Origin of the sequence: Vibrio sp. L85, from assembly GCF_963871815.1 — a bacterium.
Classification (GTDB): Bacteria; Pseudomonadota; Gammaproteobacteria; order Enterobacterales; family Vibrionaceae; genus Vibrio; species Vibrio harveyi.
The window spans coordinates 209,195-229,184 of record NZ_CAWMYL010000244.1; the positions used below are offsets into that span (position 1 = coordinate 209,195).

General features: G+C 46.2%; 15 protein-coding genes. 7 read left to right on the plus strand and 8 right to left on the minus strand.

The window, feature by feature from the left end:
* Positions 1-258 precede the first annotated feature (258 nt).
* Genes AACR11_RS25185 through AACR11_RS25195 form a run of 3 tightly spaced genes read left to right on the plus strand, consistent with a single transcriptional unit; the run spans position 259 to position 6,730 of the window.
* Positions 259-3,861, plus strand: a complete 3,603-nt coding sequence (locus AACR11_RS25185) for an ATP-binding protein (protein ID WP_079325201.1) — start codon at positions 259-261, stop codon at positions 3,859-3,861.
* Complete coding sequence (locus tag AACR11_RS25190; protein ID WP_079325203.1) at positions 3,862-5,004, plus strand: EAL domain-containing response regulator; 1,143 nt, start codon at positions 3,862-3,864, stop codon at positions 5,002-5,004.
* 58 nt (positions 5,005-5,062) lie between these two features.
* Positions 5,063-6,730, plus strand: coding sequence for a response regulator (locus AACR11_RS25195; RefSeq protein WP_189338779.1), 1,668 nt, complete (start codon positions 5,063-5,065; stop codon positions 6,728-6,730).
* A 37-nt stretch (positions 6,731-6,767) separates the two neighbouring features.
* Here AACR11_RS25195 and AACR11_RS25200 read toward each other — a convergent pair whose 3' ends face one another.
* Positions 6,768-6,998: a hypothetical protein gene (locus tag AACR11_RS25200; protein ID WP_139374633.1), complete on the minus strand. Its 231-nt coding sequence runs from the start codon at positions 6,996-6,998 to the stop codon at positions 6,768-6,770.
* Between the two features lie 412 nt (positions 6,999-7,410).
* Here AACR11_RS25200 and AACR11_RS25205 point away from each other — a divergent pair, with 412 nt between their 5' ends.
* Both AACR11_RS25205 and AACR11_RS25210 read left to right on the plus strand, forming a co-directional pair.
* Positions 7,411-8,778, plus strand: a complete 1,368-nt coding sequence (locus tag AACR11_RS25205) for an NfeD family protein (RefSeq protein WP_079325209.1) — start codon at positions 7,411-7,413, stop codon at positions 8,776-8,778.
* A gap of 9 nt (positions 8,779-8,787) precedes the next feature.
* On the plus strand, positions 8,788-9,561 hold the full coding sequence (locus AACR11_RS25210; protein WP_038899387.1) for a slipin family protein: 774 nt from the start codon (positions 8,788-8,790) through the stop codon (positions 9,559-9,561).
* Positions 9,562-9,668: 107 nt separating this feature from the next.
* Here the strand turns inward: AACR11_RS25210 and AACR11_RS25215 are convergent, their stop codons facing one another.
* Positions 9,669-10,073: a globin gene (locus tag AACR11_RS25215; protein WP_079325211.1), complete on the minus strand. Its 405-nt coding sequence runs from the start codon at positions 10,071-10,073 to the stop codon at positions 9,669-9,671.
* Positions 10,074-10,360: 287 nt separating this feature from the next.
* Between AACR11_RS25215 and AACR11_RS25220 the strand changes: the two genes are divergently transcribed.
* Positions 10,361-11,017 (plus strand): NAD(P)H-dependent oxidoreductase, encoded by a 657-nt coding sequence (locus AACR11_RS25220; RefSeq protein WP_005435698.1) that lies wholly within the window; start codon positions 10,361-10,363, stop codon positions 11,015-11,017.
* Between the two features lie 162 nt (positions 11,018-11,179).
* On the opposite strand, the gene choV is transcribed toward AACR11_RS25220, so the two are convergent.
* The 6 genes from choV to betI form a co-directional block, all read right to left on the minus strand.
* A complete protein-coding gene (gene choV / locus AACR11_RS25225; RefSeq protein ID WP_079325213.1) occupies positions 11,180-12,364 on the minus strand; it encodes a choline ABC transporter ATP-binding protein in 1,185 nt (394 codons plus the stop codon).
* Between the two features lies 1 nt (position 12,365).
* Positions 12,366-13,208: a choline ABC transporter permease subunit gene (choW, locus tag AACR11_RS25230; RefSeq protein WP_079325215.1), complete on the minus strand. Its 843-nt coding sequence runs from the start codon at positions 13,206-13,208 to the stop codon at positions 12,366-12,368.
* 62 nt (positions 13,209-13,270) lie between these two features.
* Positions 13,271-14,209 (minus strand): choline ABC transporter substrate-binding protein, encoded by a 939-nt coding sequence (locus tag AACR11_RS25235; RefSeq protein ID WP_005425881.1) that lies wholly within the window; start codon positions 14,207-14,209, stop codon positions 13,271-13,273.
* Between the two features lie 29 nt (positions 14,210-14,238).
* Positions 14,239-15,939 carry a choline dehydrogenase gene (betA, locus tag AACR11_RS25240; RefSeq protein WP_079325217.1) on the minus strand — a complete coding sequence of 567 codons (1,701 nt, stop codon included), beginning with the start codon at positions 15,937-15,939 and terminating at the stop codon, positions 14,239-14,241.
* A 19-nt stretch (positions 15,940-15,958) separates the two neighbouring features.
* Entirely contained in the window at positions 15,959-17,419 is a 1,461-nt protein-coding gene (betB, locus tag AACR11_RS25245; protein ID WP_079325219.1) for a betaine-aldehyde dehydrogenase, read from the minus strand.
* Positions 17,420-17,435: 16 nt separating this feature from the next.
* Positions 17,436-18,035, minus strand: a complete 600-nt coding sequence (gene betI, locus AACR11_RS25250; protein ID WP_017190724.1) for a transcriptional regulator BetI — start codon at positions 18,033-18,035, stop codon at positions 17,436-17,438.
* 706 nt (positions 18,036-18,741) lie between these two features.
* Between betI and AACR11_RS25255 the strand changes: the two genes are divergently transcribed.
* Positions 18,742-19,968: an aldose 1-epimerase family protein gene (locus AACR11_RS25255; RefSeq protein WP_101905219.1), complete on the plus strand. Its 1,227-nt coding sequence runs from the start codon at positions 18,742-18,744 to the stop codon at positions 19,966-19,968.
* Positions 19,969-19,990: the final 22 nt, after the last annotated feature.

The window sequence follows — 19,990 nt, forward strand, 5'->3', positions numbered from 1 at the left end:
ATTCTGGGTATCCTTACCTAGCCTCTTAATATGAACTTAGTTGCTTTTAAGTTTTTTTCCATTACGGCTCGTGGGGATATTGAACTTCCTCTCATAACTTATTGATAATTAATCGTCCTGATCCTCTCTGAACTCATCGAGTTGTATATCAAGCGTATGTTGTCGACAAGACAAACAACCTTGATTGGAGAACGCGGTGAAAACCTATACGATTCCGCCCCATTTTGAATTCTGTTCTTGGCTGGAAAACATAAAATAGTGAAACTGTTCGCATTCATTGCTGCACTACTTACCACTCTGTCGTTCAATGCATCTGCTCGTGATTTCTTAAACGTAGAAGACAGAACATTCCTGGACAATCAAAGCACATTAAAAGTCGGTGTACTTGAGGGAGATTGGCTACCTTACTGGGGTGACCTTGCCTCAAAAGAAGGCATCAATATCGAGTATGCAGAAACCATGCTGCACGATTTAAACATTGAGGCAGAGTACGTCCCGTATAGAACGTTAAATACACTATTCGATGGTTTAGAGAACGGAGAGATAGACCTCACCGTTGGCTTTGTCGCAACCAAAAAGCGTGCAGAACGTTTCCTGTACTCTGATCCGATATTCCACACATTGAGACTGGTTTGGCTGCGTGACAGCGCATTAGAGAATACCCCGCTAGACGAGCTCAAATGGGTGTGTGTGCAAGATTCAAGCGCGTGTGATCAGATTGATGTACTTGGCTTTAAGCACGTCCATTCTGTGCGCAATAACATGATGATGACGGCATCGCTTAATAGTGGCGCAGCCGATGCTGCCGTGGTCGGTTTGTCGACGCTGAGCTCTTATGGATTCAAAAACCCGAAAGGTGAACTGACGGGTAAAGTCGTTTACAACAAATCTCTCACTCCGGGAGAAGTAACGATTTTTACCGGAAAAGAGTCCACTCAGTTGATGGACATCATCACTAAGTACATCAAGCACTCGAAAGAATCGAAACACAGTCGTGTGCACATCGAAGCCAACATCAACATTCTGCACAACGAATTGATGCTCGATATTCTAGAGCAGCAACAAGGTCACCAGACGGTTCGCTACACAATTCAAGATAACGTGTATCCGCTGTCTTATCTCGATCCAAAAACGGGCGAGATAAAAGGCTATGTTCATGATCTGCTTAAGCTGATGGAGCAAAAGAGCATGATCAAGTTCGAATACGTGCCAGCCAATGGGCGCGATGTTGATTTGATGCTGCAAGAAAACCTTGTCGACTTACTGCCTGCACGCAACATTGCCCTAACCGACAAAAAGCGTTTTATCACGACCAGAACCTTGGGCTACTTGCAGTTTGGCTACATTAAATCGCTCAACTCAAACGCTGAAGAAAACGTGGCGATTTTGGATCGTTCAGGTAACTTTTACCCGCATTTTCTCGATCACTCGGAGTATTCATCTGCGGAAGTTTATCGTGATTTCGATAACTTGATGGCAGCGTTTGAAGAAGGTGAGATTTCCCATGCTTTTGTTAACCAGAGCCTGATCGACAATCATTATTACGATGGGCAAGGCAAGACGTTTGAAGCGGTTACACCTCCAACGGGTATTCAGCTCAAAGTAAGACTGGGCATGGAGCTAAGAAAAGACTCCGAGTTCTTACGCCGCGTATTGAACACCGTGTTGAAAATCACCACAGACGCCGAGTTGAAGCAGCTCATGGAGCGTCATGACAAAGTCACCGTCCACTATGGTGTCGACAAAGAAATCGTAGTGATTTGGGCGCTAGTCGGCGTCTGTGTGTTGTTGGTTGCCGTACTGATTTACATTCTGAGAACCGGACATCTGACACGCAAGATCAAGCGTAAAGAGTACGAGACCAAAGTACGTCAACGACAAAACCGATGGTTGTCTTCGGTGCTTGATCATATCCCTAATAAGATTTTGATCTCGGATGATAACCACCAGCAAATCTTAGCCAACAAACCGTACTTGTCGATGCTGCAACGTTGCAATACCGACAGCAACATCACCGATGAACAGCGCGAGCTAGTTTTGAAGCTAACCAAGGATACGGATTACCCAGTACCGGATGAAATCGTCACCACGCTCTGCTCTCTTGGTAAAAAGCATTACCGAGTAAGAAGACAGTCTCTCCTTCATCCAGAAGAAGGGACACGCTTCCATATGACGGTATTTGATGACATCACTGAGCTGAAAAAGAAAGAGTGTGCGTTGAAAGCCTCCAACCTCAAAGCCATGCAAGCCATTGAGGCACGAGAACACTTTCTTGCGGTGATCAGCCATGAACTGAGAACACCTATCGCTGCCATGCTCGGACTGATGGAACTACTGGAACAAGACCTCGACCGCCCAGAAAGCAAAGAGCTTCTGAAAAGTGCGATGTTGTCGGCTGAGCGTTTACAACTGCACGTAAACGACATTCTCGACTTCTCGAAAGTGGATGCGAACCAGCTTCAGTTGGATGTGCACAGTGGCAACGTTTATGAAGAGCTTGGCTCAAGTTTGCGCAGCTTTGAAAAAGCAGTAGAACAAAAGGCTTTAGCGTTTGAAGTAAATTGGCAACCGACGCCTTATGCTTTGGTGAATCTAGACTGGCTGCGCGTTAACCAGATCATCAACAACCTACTGAGTAATGCCGTTAAGTTCACAGACAAAGGCAAGATCAGCGTGAACATTCACGTCCGCGCGAATGAGCTTGTTTTCTCCGTGCAAGACTCCGGGTGTGGCATGAGCACGGCGCAATTGGCTGCTCTTTTCCAACCTTTTGTTCAAGGGGATAAAAGTATCAGTCGCCGCTTTGGGGGAACTGGACTTGGTATGTCTATCGTCAAAAGCTTGGTCGACATCATGGAGGGTAGCATTGAGGTTGAAAGCCAAAAAGAACAAGGCACAACCATCAAGGTGCAACTTCCGATGACCAGTCAACCGCTTGATTTGACAGCTTTGGTTCCGGTTTATACTGAAAGCAAACAAGTCCAGCGTTGGCTGAATACATGGCAAGTCACGCTAGATGAATTTGAAAGCAAGCATCATATTGTCGAGGTAGATCCACATTACTCTAATGTGTATCCCGATTTGATTTTGCAGAAATTGAACCGTAATACGACCACGCAAAGCCCTTTGGAACCAACAGAAGCGTATCATTGGGATGGTCGCGTATTGGTCGTCGATGATGACGCTATCAATCGACTGCTATTTAAGCGTCAGTTTGAAAAGCTGGGGGTTAATTGCCAGCTTGCAGCCAGTGGCATCGAAGCCATTGAGGTGTTAGAACAAGCGCAAAGCGACAATACGATCACCTCTTTTAGTTTGGTGATTACTGACTGCCACATGCCTGATATGGACGGCTACCAGCTGACTAGAGCACTCAAAGCAGATAGTAAGTTTGCCTCTATTCCCGTTGTAGCGTGTACCGCAGAAAACTCACGTAATGTGATTGAAAAAGCGGAACACAATGGCATGGAAACAGTACTGTTTAAGCCATATAACTTGGGCGATCTACAAGCCTTATGCGAGCAATACTTATCGAGAGCGTTTAACAGTGAACGCCAAGAAGACTGGCTTGAAGACTACAGCTACGAAGAAAAGCTCGAAATGGCACAGGTGATTTGTGAGGCTTTGAGCAACGATATTGCGTTGATTCAGTCTGGAGAAGAAAGCCTCAAGTCCATCGCGCACCGCATCAAAGGATCAGCCGCCGCCCTCAACTTAGTCCAGCTTGGATATGTGGCAATGCAATGTGAGTCTTCAGTAGGCAGTGAGCAAGAAACTCAGGCTCGCACCGCGCTTATTAACGAATTAGAAACCATAGTCAGTACCACACAACAGTGGCTGGAAATGAGTGAGAGCAATTAATTGAATATTTTGATTGTTGAAGACGATCGATTACAAGCAACTAATCTTAAGATTTTGCTCAATCGTCTGTTTGAGGGCACGATTACTATCGTCCATCGAGGTGCTGAAGTCGCGACCATTTGCGAGACTCAGCCTGTCGATCTGATGTTCTGCGATATTGATTTGCCAGACATTAACGGGGTGAACCTGCTGTCCAACCTGGCAGAAAGCGCTCGCCCTAAAGGTGTCGTGATTTTAAGTGCAATGAGCCAAGATGTGGTCGAAATCACCTACAACATGTGTTTGTCTGCGGATTATGGCTTTGTTCGAGCGTTAACTAAGCCGATCTCTCATCAGCAGTTGAATCAGATCTTTAATGAGTTCAAACAATACACATTGGAAGAACAAGTGGTGTCCTTGCCCATTTTGATAGGTAGGGATGAAATTAGCACTGCTTTTGAGCAAGGTTGGTTTCTCAACTATTACCAACCTCAATACTCCGCGAAAGATAACCGCCTGATCGGCGTCGAAGCATTAGTGCGTTGTCGACATCCACAACACGGCATTATTGCACCTGCACAGTTTATTACTGAGATTCAGGCTCGTAACGAGTTAGATAAGCTGTTCTGGATTGTATTAGAGAACGCGCTGCAAGACATGTCTCAACTGAAGGTAAATATCAATTTATCGGTAAACATGAATCAAAAGACACTCAAGCAACCTATGAGTGCTCGCTTGTTTGCGTTGTGCGATCAATACCAAATCGCACCTGAACGCATCACGCTTGAACTCACCGAGGATGAAGTATACGACTGCAGCGTCACGTCCTTGGCGAATCTCGCTAACTTACGTTTAACAGGCGTTGGCTTAGCGATTGACGATTTTGGTACGGGTTACTCATCACTCAGCCAACTGGCAACACTGCCATACACCGAGTTGAAAATTGACCGCCAGTTCATCAAAGATGCGTTGACGAACTTCAAAAGCCAGCAGATCACCATATCGAGCCTACATCTAGCTAAGTCTTTGGGGCTTAAGTCAGTGGCAGAGGGTGTGGAAGACACTGAAACGTTAAGTTATTTGCGCGAACTTGGTGTGGAACTGTACCAAGGATTTGTTCGCTGTCGCCCTATTCCCTTTGAGCAGTTGGAAGCTTTGATCTAATTCTAGCCAGTGACTGTTCATTCGCGGTCACATGGTTCATATGATGAGTCTCTTTGAAATGAATACCAAATCTTTCTCACAGTACAATGTGTTAATCGTCGACGATGCACCTATCGTGGTACTGACATTACGTAACATGCTGACCAAGCTTGGCTTTTCTGACAAACGCATCTTCACCGCTCGCTTAGCCAAGGGGGCGGTTTCCATTGCTCACCAAGAGCGTATCGATCTGATCATTTGTGACTATAACTTCGGTCGAGGTATGAATGGTAAGCAGCTGTTTGAAGAACTAAAACATCTCAAATTACTCAACCATGACACGGTGTTTATTCTAGTGACCGGTGAAAGCTCTGCGACCATCGTACGCGCTATTATCGAGCTAAAACCAGACGAGTACCTACTCAAGCCTTTTAATTCCATTACGTTGCGAGAACGCATCTCAGCAGCGGTGAAACGCAAGAACGTGTTGCAGGCTATCTATCAAGCAGAACTCAACAACGACTCTCACGCCGGTTTAGAAGCATGTGAAGAGCTGATGCCTTTTCATCCCGAGTATTTTTTCATCATTGAGAAGTTCCGCGCTGATTTCTTAACGCGCCTAAAGTTGCATCACGAAGCCAAAATCGTCTACGAACAAGTTATCGAGCGCAAAGACGTTAACTGGGCAAAAATCGGCTTGGCGAACACATTGGTTTCTCTGGGGGAAAACGACGAAGCACAACGCCTAGTGCGTACTCTGCTAGAAGAGTCTCCGAACAACGTAGAAGTACGTGAATGTGCCGCGAACTTCAATATGCTGAACCGCGAAGTGCCGCTAGCTATCAAACACTTGGAGCTAGCAAACAGCTTGGTTGAAGGAAATTCAGAACGTGAACTGGTGATTGTAAACTTGTGCCTTGCAGAGCACGATTACCATTCAGCATTGCAGCACTATCATGCGTACATGGATATCAACAAAGATACCTATCGCAACAACACCTTCTCTAAGCTAAATTTGATCCGCAATTTGCTTTACTGCGTGCGAAAATTAGAAGGTCGTGAGGATTTGCTGGCTCAGGCAAAAAGCCTGTTTAAATCGATCACTAATGGCCCAGAAAACAAAGCAATTAAGGACGAATTGGATTTAATTGCCGCGCACATTGCGATTGAGGAAAACCAGTACGTTGCAGCGTTTAAAGTGCTCAGTGATTTGTATCGCCGTAAGCCTTTCGCTCACTTTTATGCACAATTTCACCTCGCTTGGTTATTGCATGAGATGAACTTCGAATCTGAGTTTTCTCACGCGATAACATGGTGTTTTGAGAATTTACAAACCGACTCAAGCGATACCATTCTATCGAGTAAGATTGCCCTAGGTCGCTCTTTAGAAACCGACAACGCGGAGCGCCAAGCTTGGATGCAGGAGCAATACAAGAAGATTCGTGCAGCCGAGCAAGATTACCAAGCTTTGATCGATGCCTTAATTGAGCTTCAAGCTCGTTGTCCACTGCTAAGAACCGTGTGTATTAACATCATCAAAGTGCTGACACGAGCTTTTCCAAGCAACAAATCGTCATTAGAGGTTGAGTTGCTGATCAAGCGCTGCGACAACATTGTGAAGCAATTGGTTTCTAGTGAAGAGCTTGAGAAGAGCGGCTACGACAAGTTTCTTTTTCTGGCTCAAGATCGATGTCAACAGATGTCTGTGGTGAACACTCCACCTACGCAACCAGAACTGACAAACTAGACAGCAAAAAGGGGCACGATGCCCCTTTTATTTCGGATTACAGGTTGAAGAAACGGTTAATCCAAGTCACCTCACCAAACGCAATCAAATCGTAGATAGTGAAGAACACTGCACAGATAACGGCAAGCTTCACCAATCGAATCGCAATTAACATCATAACTTCCCACTTACCTTCTTGTCTGAGTGTCGTTGATTCCTCGCAGTTTACTGGTTTTCTTACGAACCACAACGCATTAAAACCCAGATTACGTGAGAAAGTGTGCATCACAGCTTAAGCTTCACCCTTGTACATTTGCTTATACATTTGGAGGCGACGTATAAATCCATTCTCACGCCTACTCGTATCTATACCCAAGTAACCTCGAGATGCTAGGTTCAGCGAGACTGACTTGGTTTGTAGACGCGGCGGCGATTTAAAGGTTTAGTGGGTCTAAATCAAGAATCGACAACAAAGTATACAAGCCAAGGCCCTTACTATTTGCAAAGAGTGCCCTTTGGGAGCGTGTCATTGACCCGATTGCTGCGTCAAACAACTTGGAAAGAGCTGGCTATTACACTGCGTTGTTTTCCTTACTCTCGAATCAATGACAACGCTCTGAATCCTGCATCTTGAAGTCACTTGGGCATATACTTTAAATAGCGTTTTCAATAAGTCCCAGTGGTAACACAAGGAGGGCTGTATGAAACAGATACGATTGTGGCTTCTTCCTCTACTCTTGTTCGCTAGCCAAGCGCTAGCGAGCACCATTTGGGTATTGCCAGTCAAAGGTGCAATTGGTCCTGCTCTGAGCGATTATCTGTCGCGAGAGATTGAAGAGGCTCAGCAAAACGGCGTCGACCTCATCATTCTAAAAATGGATACCCCCGGCGGACTTGATAGCTCAATGAGAGACATCATTCACGCCATCACCACCTCTTCCGTACCCATTGCAACTTGGGTTGGTCCATCAGGTTCTCGGGCAGCCAGCGCAGGTACCTACATTCTGCTGGCTAGTCATGTCGCCGCGATGGCAGAAGCCACTAATTTAGGCTCAGCTACGCCTGTTTCACTAGGCGGTGCACCACAGCAACCTTCTAGTGCCGACGACAAAGACCGTGACGAATCGAATGATGAATCATCAGGTAAAAACTCTGATGAAGTACCCGCCAAAACCGCAATGGAAAAGAAAGTCATTAATGACGCCAGAGCATACATCAAAGGTTTGGCTCGCTTGCATGGCAGAAACGCAGAGTGGGCAGAGAAAGCCGTCAGCGAAGCTGCAAACATAGACGCTTCAGAAGCGCTAGAGTTAAACGTTATTGATTACATTGCTAACTCGCCCGAAGACTTGGTTAGCACTATTAATGGCACAGAGGTAAAAGTGAACGGCAAGCCATATAAGCTGACGTTAGATAACCCAACGTGGGTCGAGCGCGTCCCAGACTGGCGTGCAGAAATGTTGGCGGTGATCACCAATCCCAACGTGGCTTATATCCTGATGCTGATTGGTATTTACGGTCTGTTATTAGAGTTCTACAACCCTGGCATCGGCTTACCAGGTGTGCTCGGTGGGATATGCTTGTTACTCGCCATGTATGCCCTACAAATGATGCCAGTGAATTACGTTGGTTTAGGGTTACTGCTGCTCGGTATTGCTCTGATGATTGCTGAAGCCTTTAACCCGAGCTTTGGCATACTCGGGTTAGGTGGCGTCGTTGCGTTTGTTCTAGGCTCAATCTTCCTAATGGACAGTGATATACCTGGCTTTCAAATCGCCCTACCGCTGATCTTCGGTATCGCTATTTTCTCGGTTGGGCTCATCATCATCACGGTTGGCTTGCTTCTGAAAATTCGCAGCAAAAAAGCCACCACCGGACTAGAAACCTACCCGGGCAAACTCGCTGTTGTGAGCGATGATTTTGTAGATGGAACGGGGCTTGTCCAACTGGATGGTGCATTGTGGCAAGCCAAAGCTGATGCACAGCTTAAACAAGGAGACCACGTCACCGTGGTAACCATAAAAGGGTTGACCCTAACCGTGAAACCCAGTGACCGCCCTAAGGAATAGGAGGCGCTTATGATGCTCTACACTGTTGCCGTTATCATTGTTTTATTGGTTGCACTGGCAACGCAAATGTTCAAGGTGCTGCGTGAGTACGAGCGCGGCGTGGTGTTCTTCCTCGGTCGCTTCCAAGAAGTGAAAGGACCGGGTTTGATCATCTTAATTCCTTTCATTCAACAAATGGTTCGTGTCGACTTACGCACCATCGTCTTGGATGTTCCGACTCAAGATTTGATCACCCGTGACAACGTATCGGTTAGAGTCAATGCCGTGGTTTACTTCCGAGTTGTCGACCCACAAATGGCGATCAACAACATTGAAAGCTACAGCGATGCCACCAGCCAACTTGCGCAGACAACGTTGCGTTCTGTGCTTGGTCAGCATGAACTGGATGAGTTGCTTTCTGAACGTGAACGCCTCAACAAGGATCTGCAATCCATTCTCGACCAACAAACTGACGATTGGGGTATCAAGATCGCAACGGTTGAGGTGAAACACGTTGATCTTAACGACAGCATGGTACGTGCCCTTGCCCGCCAAGCCGAAGCCGAACGTAACCGCCGTGCGAAGATCATCCACGCAACTGGTGAGTTAGAAGCTTCCAACAAGCTAAAAGAAGCGGCAGAAATGCTTAACGAAGCACCTAACGCCTTACAGCTTCGATACATGCAGACGCTCACTGAAATCACCACAGACAAGACATCGACCATCATCTTCCCGATGCCGATTAATCTCGTCGAAGCAGTCTCCGATATCGCCAAAGCAGTGAAGAAGAATCAGGGAGAGTAAGGGAACGAGTAAGCCTAGCAGTCGCTATAGAGGCAAGTAGAAAAAGGAAAAAGAAAAAAGGGAGTAGCTGTGTTCTACTCCCTTTACGAATTCAACATTGGTTGAACTCAAGCATCGGTGCACTCTTTCTTCATGATCGCCAATCCAGTTTCAAAGCAGTGACGCCACGCGTACTCTACCCTTTCATCAAAGTCAGGATCACATTGGGCAACGGTTTCTAACAGGCTTTCAAACCAGACATCGATATCTTCAGGGGCAACGCCAATATTGTTACGTCCATGCTTATCGCCGTATTTACGCATCATGTCACGAGCGTCTGTTGAGGTGTCTGCCATCATCACAAACACGATAGAGCCTTTAAGCATCCGGATTTGCTTTTTCATGTCCACGCCATCGAACTTTTGTCTGAAGTTCTCACCTTTCGACCAAAAGTTCTCATAGAACAAATCAAAGAACTCCTCATGGATTACGCAGCGTTCGTAACTGTCGTTAAATACCTCGATTACGTTCATACCCTAGCCTCCAACCAACTTATCTATTTTCATTATGAATGTAATTTGATAATCCTACCAAGCTCGTTGGTGGTTTCTGTGGTTTCTGAACGTCGGCGTACGGAGAATACCAACCTGCCTTTTAGGCGTTCAAATTCGATTTTCAATAAAAAATAGAAAGTGATTTAAACGAAACACGTATTATCAATTCGATAAAAGTCGATATTATGGACTCACTTTCGAGGTACGCATGGTTGTCGATGCTAAGCGCATCCTCATTTGTCTAATAATATTAAGAGGATATAAACGTGTCTCATCAAATCATTACAGACCTAAACAACCGTTACACAGCTAAAAAATACGACGAAGAGAAGCGCATCTCTCAAGAAGATATGGCAATCATCAAAGAAGCAATCCGCCTATCTGCGTCTTCTATCAACTCTCAGCCTTGGAAATTCATCGTAATTGAGAGCGACGAAGCGAAACAGCGTTTCCACGACACGTTTGCTAACATGCACCAGTTCAACCAACCGCACGCTAAAGCAGCATCTCACACTATTCTGCTAGCGTACGATCCAAAATTCACTAAAGAGAAATTCGCGAAGCGTGTTGATGCTGAAGTAACTTCTGGTCACCTACCAGCAGACATGTACGACATGTTCATGGGTGCTTACGCATTTGCTGAAGCAAACACAGATGAGAACGGCTACAACGGCGGCTGGACTAAAGCGCAAGTTTACATCGCGCTTGGTAACCTACTGCACACACTAGCGCGTCTAGGTATCGACTCTACTCCAATGGAAGGTGTTGACCCAACACTGATCGGTGAAGAGTTCAAAGCAGAACTAGACGGTCACGTATGTGAAGTTGCACTAGCAATCGGCTACCACAAAGACGGCGAAGACTACAACCACGGTCTACCAAAAGCACGTCTAAACATGGATGACGTAATTACTACTCTTTAATGAGTATCGCCTCCTAGCTCCTTGGTTCCTAGCCTAGAGCTTAGCTATCTAAATCATTGTTCAAATTGAAAGAGCCGTACTTCTTAGTTTCTAAGTCTAAGAGTACGGCTCTTTTTTTGTTTTGCTGAGGGGAATCAACAAACGTTTTGAGATAAGAGAGAGTTACGCCACTTGCTTGGACTTAAAGTTACCAAGCAGCGCATCGTACAACTCGTTATCACTCAGTACGCCCACTAGCTTGTTCTCTTCTACTAGCAAGATAGGTTGATTGCTACGTTGCTTCAGTTCAATCGCTTCACGCATGCTGATATCTGGATTGGCTTGAACGACTGTGCTTTCTCCGATGTCGTCGAGTGTGGTTGAATCGCTTTCCCAATTCACCAATGACTTATCGGAATCCACCAGCGTTAAGCCTTTCGGCTCTTGCTCGATCCAAATTTGCTTATCTGCACACACCAATACGCGGTCATTCTGCTGCTTAAGCTCGGTGCTGGCTTGCATCAGTGAACGACCTTTCAAGACATTGAGCGGATTAGTGTGAGCCACAAAGTCCGCAACATACTCATTTTCTGGAGTAAGGATGATTTGCTCAGGCTTGCCGTGTTGAATCAGTTTGCCCGATTCCATAATGGCAATGTTGTTGCCGATTTTCAGCGCTTCGTCTAAATCGTGGCTCACAAACAAAATCGTCTTGTTGAGCTTCTCTTGCAGTTGAATCAATTCATCTTGAAGCTGAGCGCGAATCAGTGGGTCGAGCGCAGAAAACGGTTCATCCATTAGTAAGATATCGGTATCCATAGCAAAGGCGCGAGCCAAGCCAACACGTTGCTGCATACCACCAGAAAGCTCATGCGGGAACTTACTCTCCCACTCGCTCAGCCCAACCATTTCTAGTTGTTCACGCGCTTTTTTGCGACGCTCCGCTTTGCCAATGCCCTGCATCTCAAGACCAAACGCCACGTTATCCAATACCGTTAACCACGGCATAAGCGCAAACTTTTGGAACACCATTGATACGCGATGAGTACGAAGGTTACGTAGAGTTTGTTCGTCACAGTTAGCAAGCTCTACCATGTCTTCACCATCTTTGATTTTGAGTGAGCCGCGAGAGATCTCATTCAAACCATTAACGGCACGAAGGAGGCTGGATTTACCCGAACCGGAAAGCCCCATCAATACACAGATCTCACCTTGTTTGACGCTCATTGAGACCTTATCAACACCAACCACTTGTCCGGTTTGATCAATGATCTCTTGGCGAGACTTGCCTTGATCGAGTAACGCCAATGCTTGCTCTTGCTGCTGACCAAACACAACGTCGAGGTTTTCAATCGTAATTGCGTCCATGTTATGCCTCCTTCTGGTTTGGTGCTTTGCACAAGCGGTCGAGAATAATCGCAACTAACACAATCGCTAAACCCGCTTCAAAGCCTTGAGAAATGTTAACGGTGTTCAATGCTCGTACGACTGGCTTACCCAGACCATCGGCACCGACTAGCGCAGCAATAACCACCATAGAAAGCGACAACATAATGCACTGGGTAACACCTGCCATAATGCTTGGCAATGCTGCTGGGAGCTCGACTTTGAATAGCAATTTCATGCGGCTAGCACCAAAGGCTTTACCTGCTTCAATCAGCTCTTCTGGCACTTTAGTGATGCCAAGGTAAGTCAGACGAATTGGCGCGGCGATGGCAAAGATAATGGTGGAAATCAGCCCCGGAACGATGCCTAAACCAAACAGAACCAATGTTGGGATCAAATACACAAACGTTGGTACGGTCTGCATTAAATCGAGTATCGGGCGCAATAAAGTATACAACCACGGGCGATGCGCCGCCATGATGCCAAGCGGCACGCCAATTAATACGGAAATCGTTGTCGCAGCGAAGACGAGAACAAAGGTTTCCAGCATTTCTTGCCAGTAGCCGAGGTTAAGGATAGTCAGCAGCGCCAGCACGATAAACGCAACTAAAGGAATGCTGCGGTGTAGGAACCACGCAATCGCTGCGGTCATGATGATTGGTGCTGCCGGTGGCATCCATTTGAAAATATCCACCACGAATAGAATGATGGTTTCGAGAAAAATAGAGATAGCATCAAAGAAACCCGACGCGTTCATGGTTAACCAATCTACGCCAGTTTCCATCCATTCGCCCAACGGAAGTTTGTTGTCCGTAATAAAATTCACAATAAAACCTTTGTGTTAATAGGCGGGCATCGCTGCCCACCTTTTCCTAAAGAGAGGAATGATTAAGCGTTTGTTTTTAGGTAAGAAGTAATCGCTTGTTTTGCGTCTTTACCGTCTAGCGTCTTCACGCCTTCTAGCCACGCTTCAAATTGTTGTGGGTTAGCATTCAACCATTCTTGCGCTGCTTTCGCTGGCTTCTGTTTTTGGTTAAGAATCGCTTCCATCAACTGGTTTTCCATCTCTAGGCTGAACTCTAGATTCTTAAGCAGTTGACCCACGTTTTGACACTCAGATAGGTAATCTTGGCGCACATTGGTGTAAACATTTGCACCGCCGTAGTTAGGACCAAAGAAGTCGTCACCGCCAGATAGGTATTCCATCTCAACATTGCTGTTCATTGGGTGCGGAGCCCAACCTAGGTAAACGATCCATTGGTTACGACGCACAGCACGAGACACCTGAGACACCATGCCCGCTTCGCTTGATTCCACTAGGCTGAAGTCTTTCAAGCCGAATGCATCGCTGTCGATCATATCTTGGATCAAGCGGTTGCCATCGTTGCCCGGCTCAATGCCGTAAATGCGGTCTTTAAATTTGTCGGCATGTTTTGCCAAGTCAGCAAAGCTTTTCACGCCTGCGTCGTACACATACTTTGGTACGGCTAGTGTGTATTTCGCGCCCTCTAGGTTTGCGCGAACGGTTTCCACTGTGCCAGCTTCACGGTATTTGGCGATATCGCCTTCCATGGTTGGCATCCAGTTACCTAGGAATACGTCGATGTCGCCGTTTGCCATTGAAGAGTACGTCACAGGTACAGACAGAAGGTCGGTCTTGGTTTTGTAGCCCAAGCCTTTGAGCAGTTCAGAGGTAACCGCTGTGGTTGCAGTAATGTCTGTCCAGCCTACATCGGCAAATCGAACAGTTTCACATTGGTTAGCGTAAGCACCTGTCGCTACTGCACTCAGCGCGATAGATGAAAAGATTTTTGTCATCGTAGACATGTTTAAATTCCTTGTAATGATTACTGACTTTATGAGATTGAGCTTAAGTCTCTTTTCGGCGGACGCATTCGTTGCGTCTCTTGCCAGTTCGGAGCAATCCAAACCGGTGTGTTATTCGATTCTTCGAGTACGTTCCCCAAAATCATGTCCGCGGCACGCTCTGCGACCATGATGGTTGGAGCGTTTAAGTTGCCATTCGGAATGGTTGGGAAGATGGATGAATCCACCACGCGCAAGCGTTCAATGCCGCGCACTTGGCAGGCTTCATTCAGAACTGCCATTGGGTCATCGTCTGCGCCCATTTTGCAGCTACACGATGGGTGGTAAGCACTTTCCACGTTTTGCTTCACCCATTCATCAATCGCTTCATCGCTGGTGATGTTCAGACCCGGTTGGATCTCTTCACCGCGGAACGCATCCATTGCAGGTTGATTGAGGATTTCACGGGTTAGACGAATACAGTCTCGCCAATCCTGCTTATCTTGTTCAGTCGAGATGTAATTGAACTCGATCTTTGGCTTGTCATTTGGGTTGGCAGAAACCACCTCAACGCTACCGCGACTCTCTGGCTTGTTTGGACCAACATGCACTTGGAAGCCGTGACCATCAAATGCCGCACGACCGTCATAACGCATTGCTGCGGGTAGAAAGTGATATTGAATATTTGGCGATTTCAATCCTTCACGAGAACGGATGAACGCACACGATTCAAAGTGGTTAGTTGCGCCCAGACCTTTGCGCGTCAGAATCCACTCCGTACCAATCAAACCTTTGCTGATCAAACCTAACTTGCTGTTGAGCGTGATCGGCTGTTTGCAGTGATACTGGAAGTACACTTCAAGGTGGTCTTGCAAGTTCTTACCCACACCTTCGAGTGCGTGTTTCACTTCAATGCCTGCTTTCTCAAGTACAGACTTGGGACCAATACCCGAGAGCTGTAGCAGTTGTACCGAGCCGATAGAACCTGCGCTCGACACAACCTCTTTGTTGGCAAAGCACTGTTTGATTTTGCCAGATTGCTCAAACTCAATGCCGACCGCTTTCTTGCCTTCCAGCAAAATACGGTAAGCCGTTACGCCTTTCATCAAAGTGAAGTTACTACGCCTTTTTGCACGGCTTAAGTAAGCGTTAGAGGTAGAAGCGCGCACACCTTTGTCTACCGTCATGTGCATAGGACCGAAGCCCTCTTGCTGATAACCGTTGTAATCTTGCGTTTCTGGGTAGCCCGCATCTTTGCCTGCTTCAATAAACGCTTGGTAAAGTGGATTCAGCTCCATGTCGTTGCCGTTGCATGTCCCTACTGGACCGCTGTCGCCACGGTATTGGTCTGCGCCGCCTGTCCATGTTTCCGCTTTACGGAAGTACGGCAGACACGCTTGGTAGTTCCAGCCTTTTGCGCCTTCTGCTTCCCATTCGTCAAAGTCACAAGCATGACCTCGAACATAAACCATTCCGTTGATCGAAGAGCTTCCGCCTAACACTTTGCCGCGTGGACAATGCAGTTGGCGTCCGTCTAAACCCTCTTCAGCTACAGTTTCGAACTGCCATGCGTACTTTTCGGTGTTCATTGGGTAAGACAGCGCCGTTGGCATTTGGATGAAGATGCTCTTGTCTGAGCCACCCGCTTCCAACAGTAAGACTTGGTGCTGACCGCTTTCACTCAGGCGATCCGCCAAAACACAGCCTGCCGAGCCCGCACCGACGATGATGTAATCGTAGTGTTGTTGCATTACAAATCCTCCAGACTGATTAGGCGTAAGGGCTATCGAAATCACCCAAATGCACTAACACGCTCTTGGTTTGGGTGTAATGCTTAAGGGTTTCAACGCCGTTTTCACGCCCAATGCCAGACAGTTTGTAACCGCCAACTGGCATTTCAGCAGGAGAATCACCCCAGGTGTTAATCCAACAAATACCGGCTTGGATTTGGTGAATGACGCGGTGTGCACGAGAGAGGTTTTGTGTGAACACGCCAGCTGCAAGTCCGTAATCGGTGTTGTTAGCACGTGCAATCACTTCGTCTTCGTCACTGAACTTAAGCACTGACATTACGGGACCAAAAATCTCTTGCTGCACATGCGGCATGTCGTCTTCGCAATCAATGAAAACCGTTGGCACAACAAAATTACCACTCGCCAAACCGTTCTCTGTGACTTTGTAGCCACCAGTCAGCAACGTTGCTTTGCTTGCTTTCGCTTGCTCAATTGCGGAAAGAACTTTTGATTCATGCTCTTTGGAAATTAGCGCACCAATTTGGGTTTGCTCATCAAGCGGATCGCCAACCACCAGCAGTTCGGTTCGGTTTTTCAGTTGATCGACAAACTCATCATAAATATCTTCATGAACGAACACGCGAGTACCGTGCGTACAAACCTCACCTTGGGTGTAGAAGTTCGCGACCATTGCAGCAGAAACTGCGTCGTCTAGCTTGGCATCATCAAAAATGATCATTGGTGATTTGCCGCCAAGCTCCATGGTGACTTGCTTCAGCGTATTGGCACTGTCGCCCATCACGACTTTGCCCGTGCCGGATTCACCCGTGAAAGAGACTTTAGCGATGTCTGGATGTGCGGTGAGCATTTGCCCTACTCGGTAATCACCTTGAATGACGTTGAACACGCCATCTGGCAACCCTGCTTCGCTGTAGATTTCTGCTAGTTTGAGTGCGGTTAACGGGGTTTCTTCTGATGGTTTAAAGATCATCGCATTACCCGCAGCAAGCGCAGGGGCAGACTTCCACATCGCGATTTGAATTGGGTAGTTCCATGCACCAATACCCGCACAAACGCCAAGAGGCTCGCGGCGAGTGTAGAAAAACTGTGATTCATTCAGTGGTTGCTGTTCACCATGCATGCTAGGTGCAAGACCTGCGTAGTATTCGATCACATCTGCTCCCGTTGCAATGTCTACGCAATTCGCTTCTTGGATTGGTTTGCCCGTATCTGCAACTTCTAGTGCCGCCAGTTCGTCATTTCTTTCACGAAGTAGCGCCACCGCTTTAAGCAAAATACGACTGCGTTCTGTCGCCGTCATGGCAGACCAAATCGCAAAGCCGCGCTTGGCAGATTCAATTGCCGCTTGCATATCTTGCTGGTTAGCCTGCTTCACATTCGCAAGCGGCTCACCATTGGCTGGATTGTATGTGGTGAAGTGTTCTTCTGAGCATCCTAGGTGCATGGCACCATCGATGTAGTGTGCTTTCATATCCATTTGAAGGTTTGACTCTTTATTTTTGTTTTGAGTAGAACGTGAGTTGTTTGTCGAGATAGTCGTTGATGATAATGCGTGCTTTCTCGGCATCGATGCCTTGTGGGTTGAGCGTTCCACGCAGCCAAATGCCATCAATCAGTGACGCAATACCATGCGCTACTAGCTCTGCTTGGTCATTATCCAGCAAAGCTTTTAATTCTTTTTTTAGGTGAGAAAGGAGGCGTCGTTCATTCACTCGTTGCAGACGTTTGAGCTGGGCGTCATGCATGGAGTACGACCAGAATGCCAACCAAGTTTTTGCCACTTGGTTCTCGGCTTGGAAACCCACAAAGTTGCCGTCGATGATGGCATTAATACGTTGATGATGCGCATCAGCCGGCAGCTGGCTTAGGTTCTCTTTGATGGTGGCAGAAAGCTGACGCAGGATTTCACGCATGGTCTCTTCTAACAAGCCGTGCTTTCCACCGAAATAGTGATTAATGATCCCTGTTGATACCCCTGCTTCTTTGCTGATCAACGAGATACTCGCGGCGTGCAAACCTACTCTGTCGATGACCGACATCGTCGCTTTGACTAGCTGCGGTTTTCTGATTTCAGGCATCCCAACCTTGGGCATTTTGCATCCTTGTTATTTTTAATTGAACGATTAGTTAAATATAAAATGCCTTAAATTTAGTTCGAACTCAAACTAATTATCTAGAAAAAGTGACAGATACAGCCGAATCATTTCGACAACAATCATTACTAAAACTTGAGAAAAGAGAGAGTTTATGAAGATTTAACACGTAAAAACAGAAACACAAAAACCATTAAAATCAATAATTAGAATTTTTATAACGCAAATTATAGATACAAAGACTCATGAAGACCCCGTTCTTATCAAAAGTACAAACAAAGACAAATACAATGAGCTCAAATATTTTCTACACATTTTATTTTTAAGTTTGTTAATTGACCAAGGAATGGCATACCACTTCATCACAGCGAATCCACAGCAACAAAATGTAATCGTTTCGTGTCAATTAAAATCGCCCAGTACAGCAAGGAAAACAACGAACCGGAATAGCTAGGTGTCTCCGAGTCGTTTGACGCCCCTATTTAGTTAACTAAGAGCGAGCTTCAGCAAAACGACTTTCATTTTCGCACTCAATATTTCTGCTGAATTTGATTCAGCAATCAAAAAGATCATTAAAAAACCCTCTAATGAGCATATTGATCACAACTCATATCAGCCTACTTTGCTCAAAAATAGCGCAATTTATATAATAATGCTGAATCGATTCAGCAACACTTAGATTTGAAAAATAAATAAGGAATAAAGGATGAAAAATTCGTACATCGCTTGTACCGCTATGCTACTCGGACTCACTACCCTACCTGTTTCTTCAGCAGAATTTGTTCTAACTAATTCTGCTTTAAATCAAGACGTTGGAGATTGGAAAATGACTAGTCGCTCCCTCGGCTTTAATCCAGACTTGCCCTTCAGCATTGAAAAAAAACGTTTGCACGGTGGAAAACAATTTGGTGTTGATGTTCTCGTCATAGACAACGGCATTTTGGAAGTTACCCTTATCCCAACTCGTGGGATGGGCATCTTTGATGTCAAAATGGACGGAGAGCGAATTCTTGGCTGGGACTCACCTGTCAAAGAGATCGTTAACCCAGCATTCATCGAGCTGGAAAGTCGCAATGGTCTTGGCTGGCTCGATGGGTTCAATGAAATGCTTGTACGTTGTGGGTATGAATGGACAGGTCACCCGGGCGTTGATGATAACGGTCAGCTTCTAAGCCTGCATGGTCGAGTCCAAAATACACCCGCTTCTACAGTAAAAGTGATCATTGATGATAATCCCCCACACAGAATTAGGGTGCAAGGTACCGTTTCAGAACGCACTTTCAAAAAAGCAGAACTGGTGACTCATACAGAGTTATCAATACTGCCAGGTAGCAACTCATTCTCTCTACACGATAAGTTAACCAACATGTCTGACTACGATGACGAGTACCAGATTATTTACCACTCTAACTTTGGTAGACCTATTCTTGAAAACGGAGCGAAGTTTTCCGCAGCAGTAAAGGAAGTCTCTCCATTCAACAACTACGCAAAGGCGGGCTTGGATAGTTGGCAAACCTATCAAGGACCAACAAAAGGCTATGATGAAATGGTATTTAACTTGAAGCCTATAGGTGACGATTCCGGACAAAGTTTAGCGGTGCTCCACAACAAAAAAAGCGATAAAGGTGTGGCGCTCAGTTATAACGTAGAGCAACTGCCTGTACTGACACTATGGAAAAATACCGATACATACAAACAGGGTTATGTGACTGGCATTGAGCCCGGAACCAGTTACGCCTACAACACGAAGTACCAACGCCCATTAGGCTTAGTTCCAACCATACGAGCAGGTGAAAGCAAATACTTTGATCTAACCTACTCAGTACTTAGAAACCAAAATGAAGTCAAACAAGCACTCACTGAAGTCGCTAAAATCCAACAGGGTCAAAAAGTGGAACTGATCAGCAAGCCACTCGTAAACCTAGATAATTAACAATGCTTCAGCAATAAAAGGA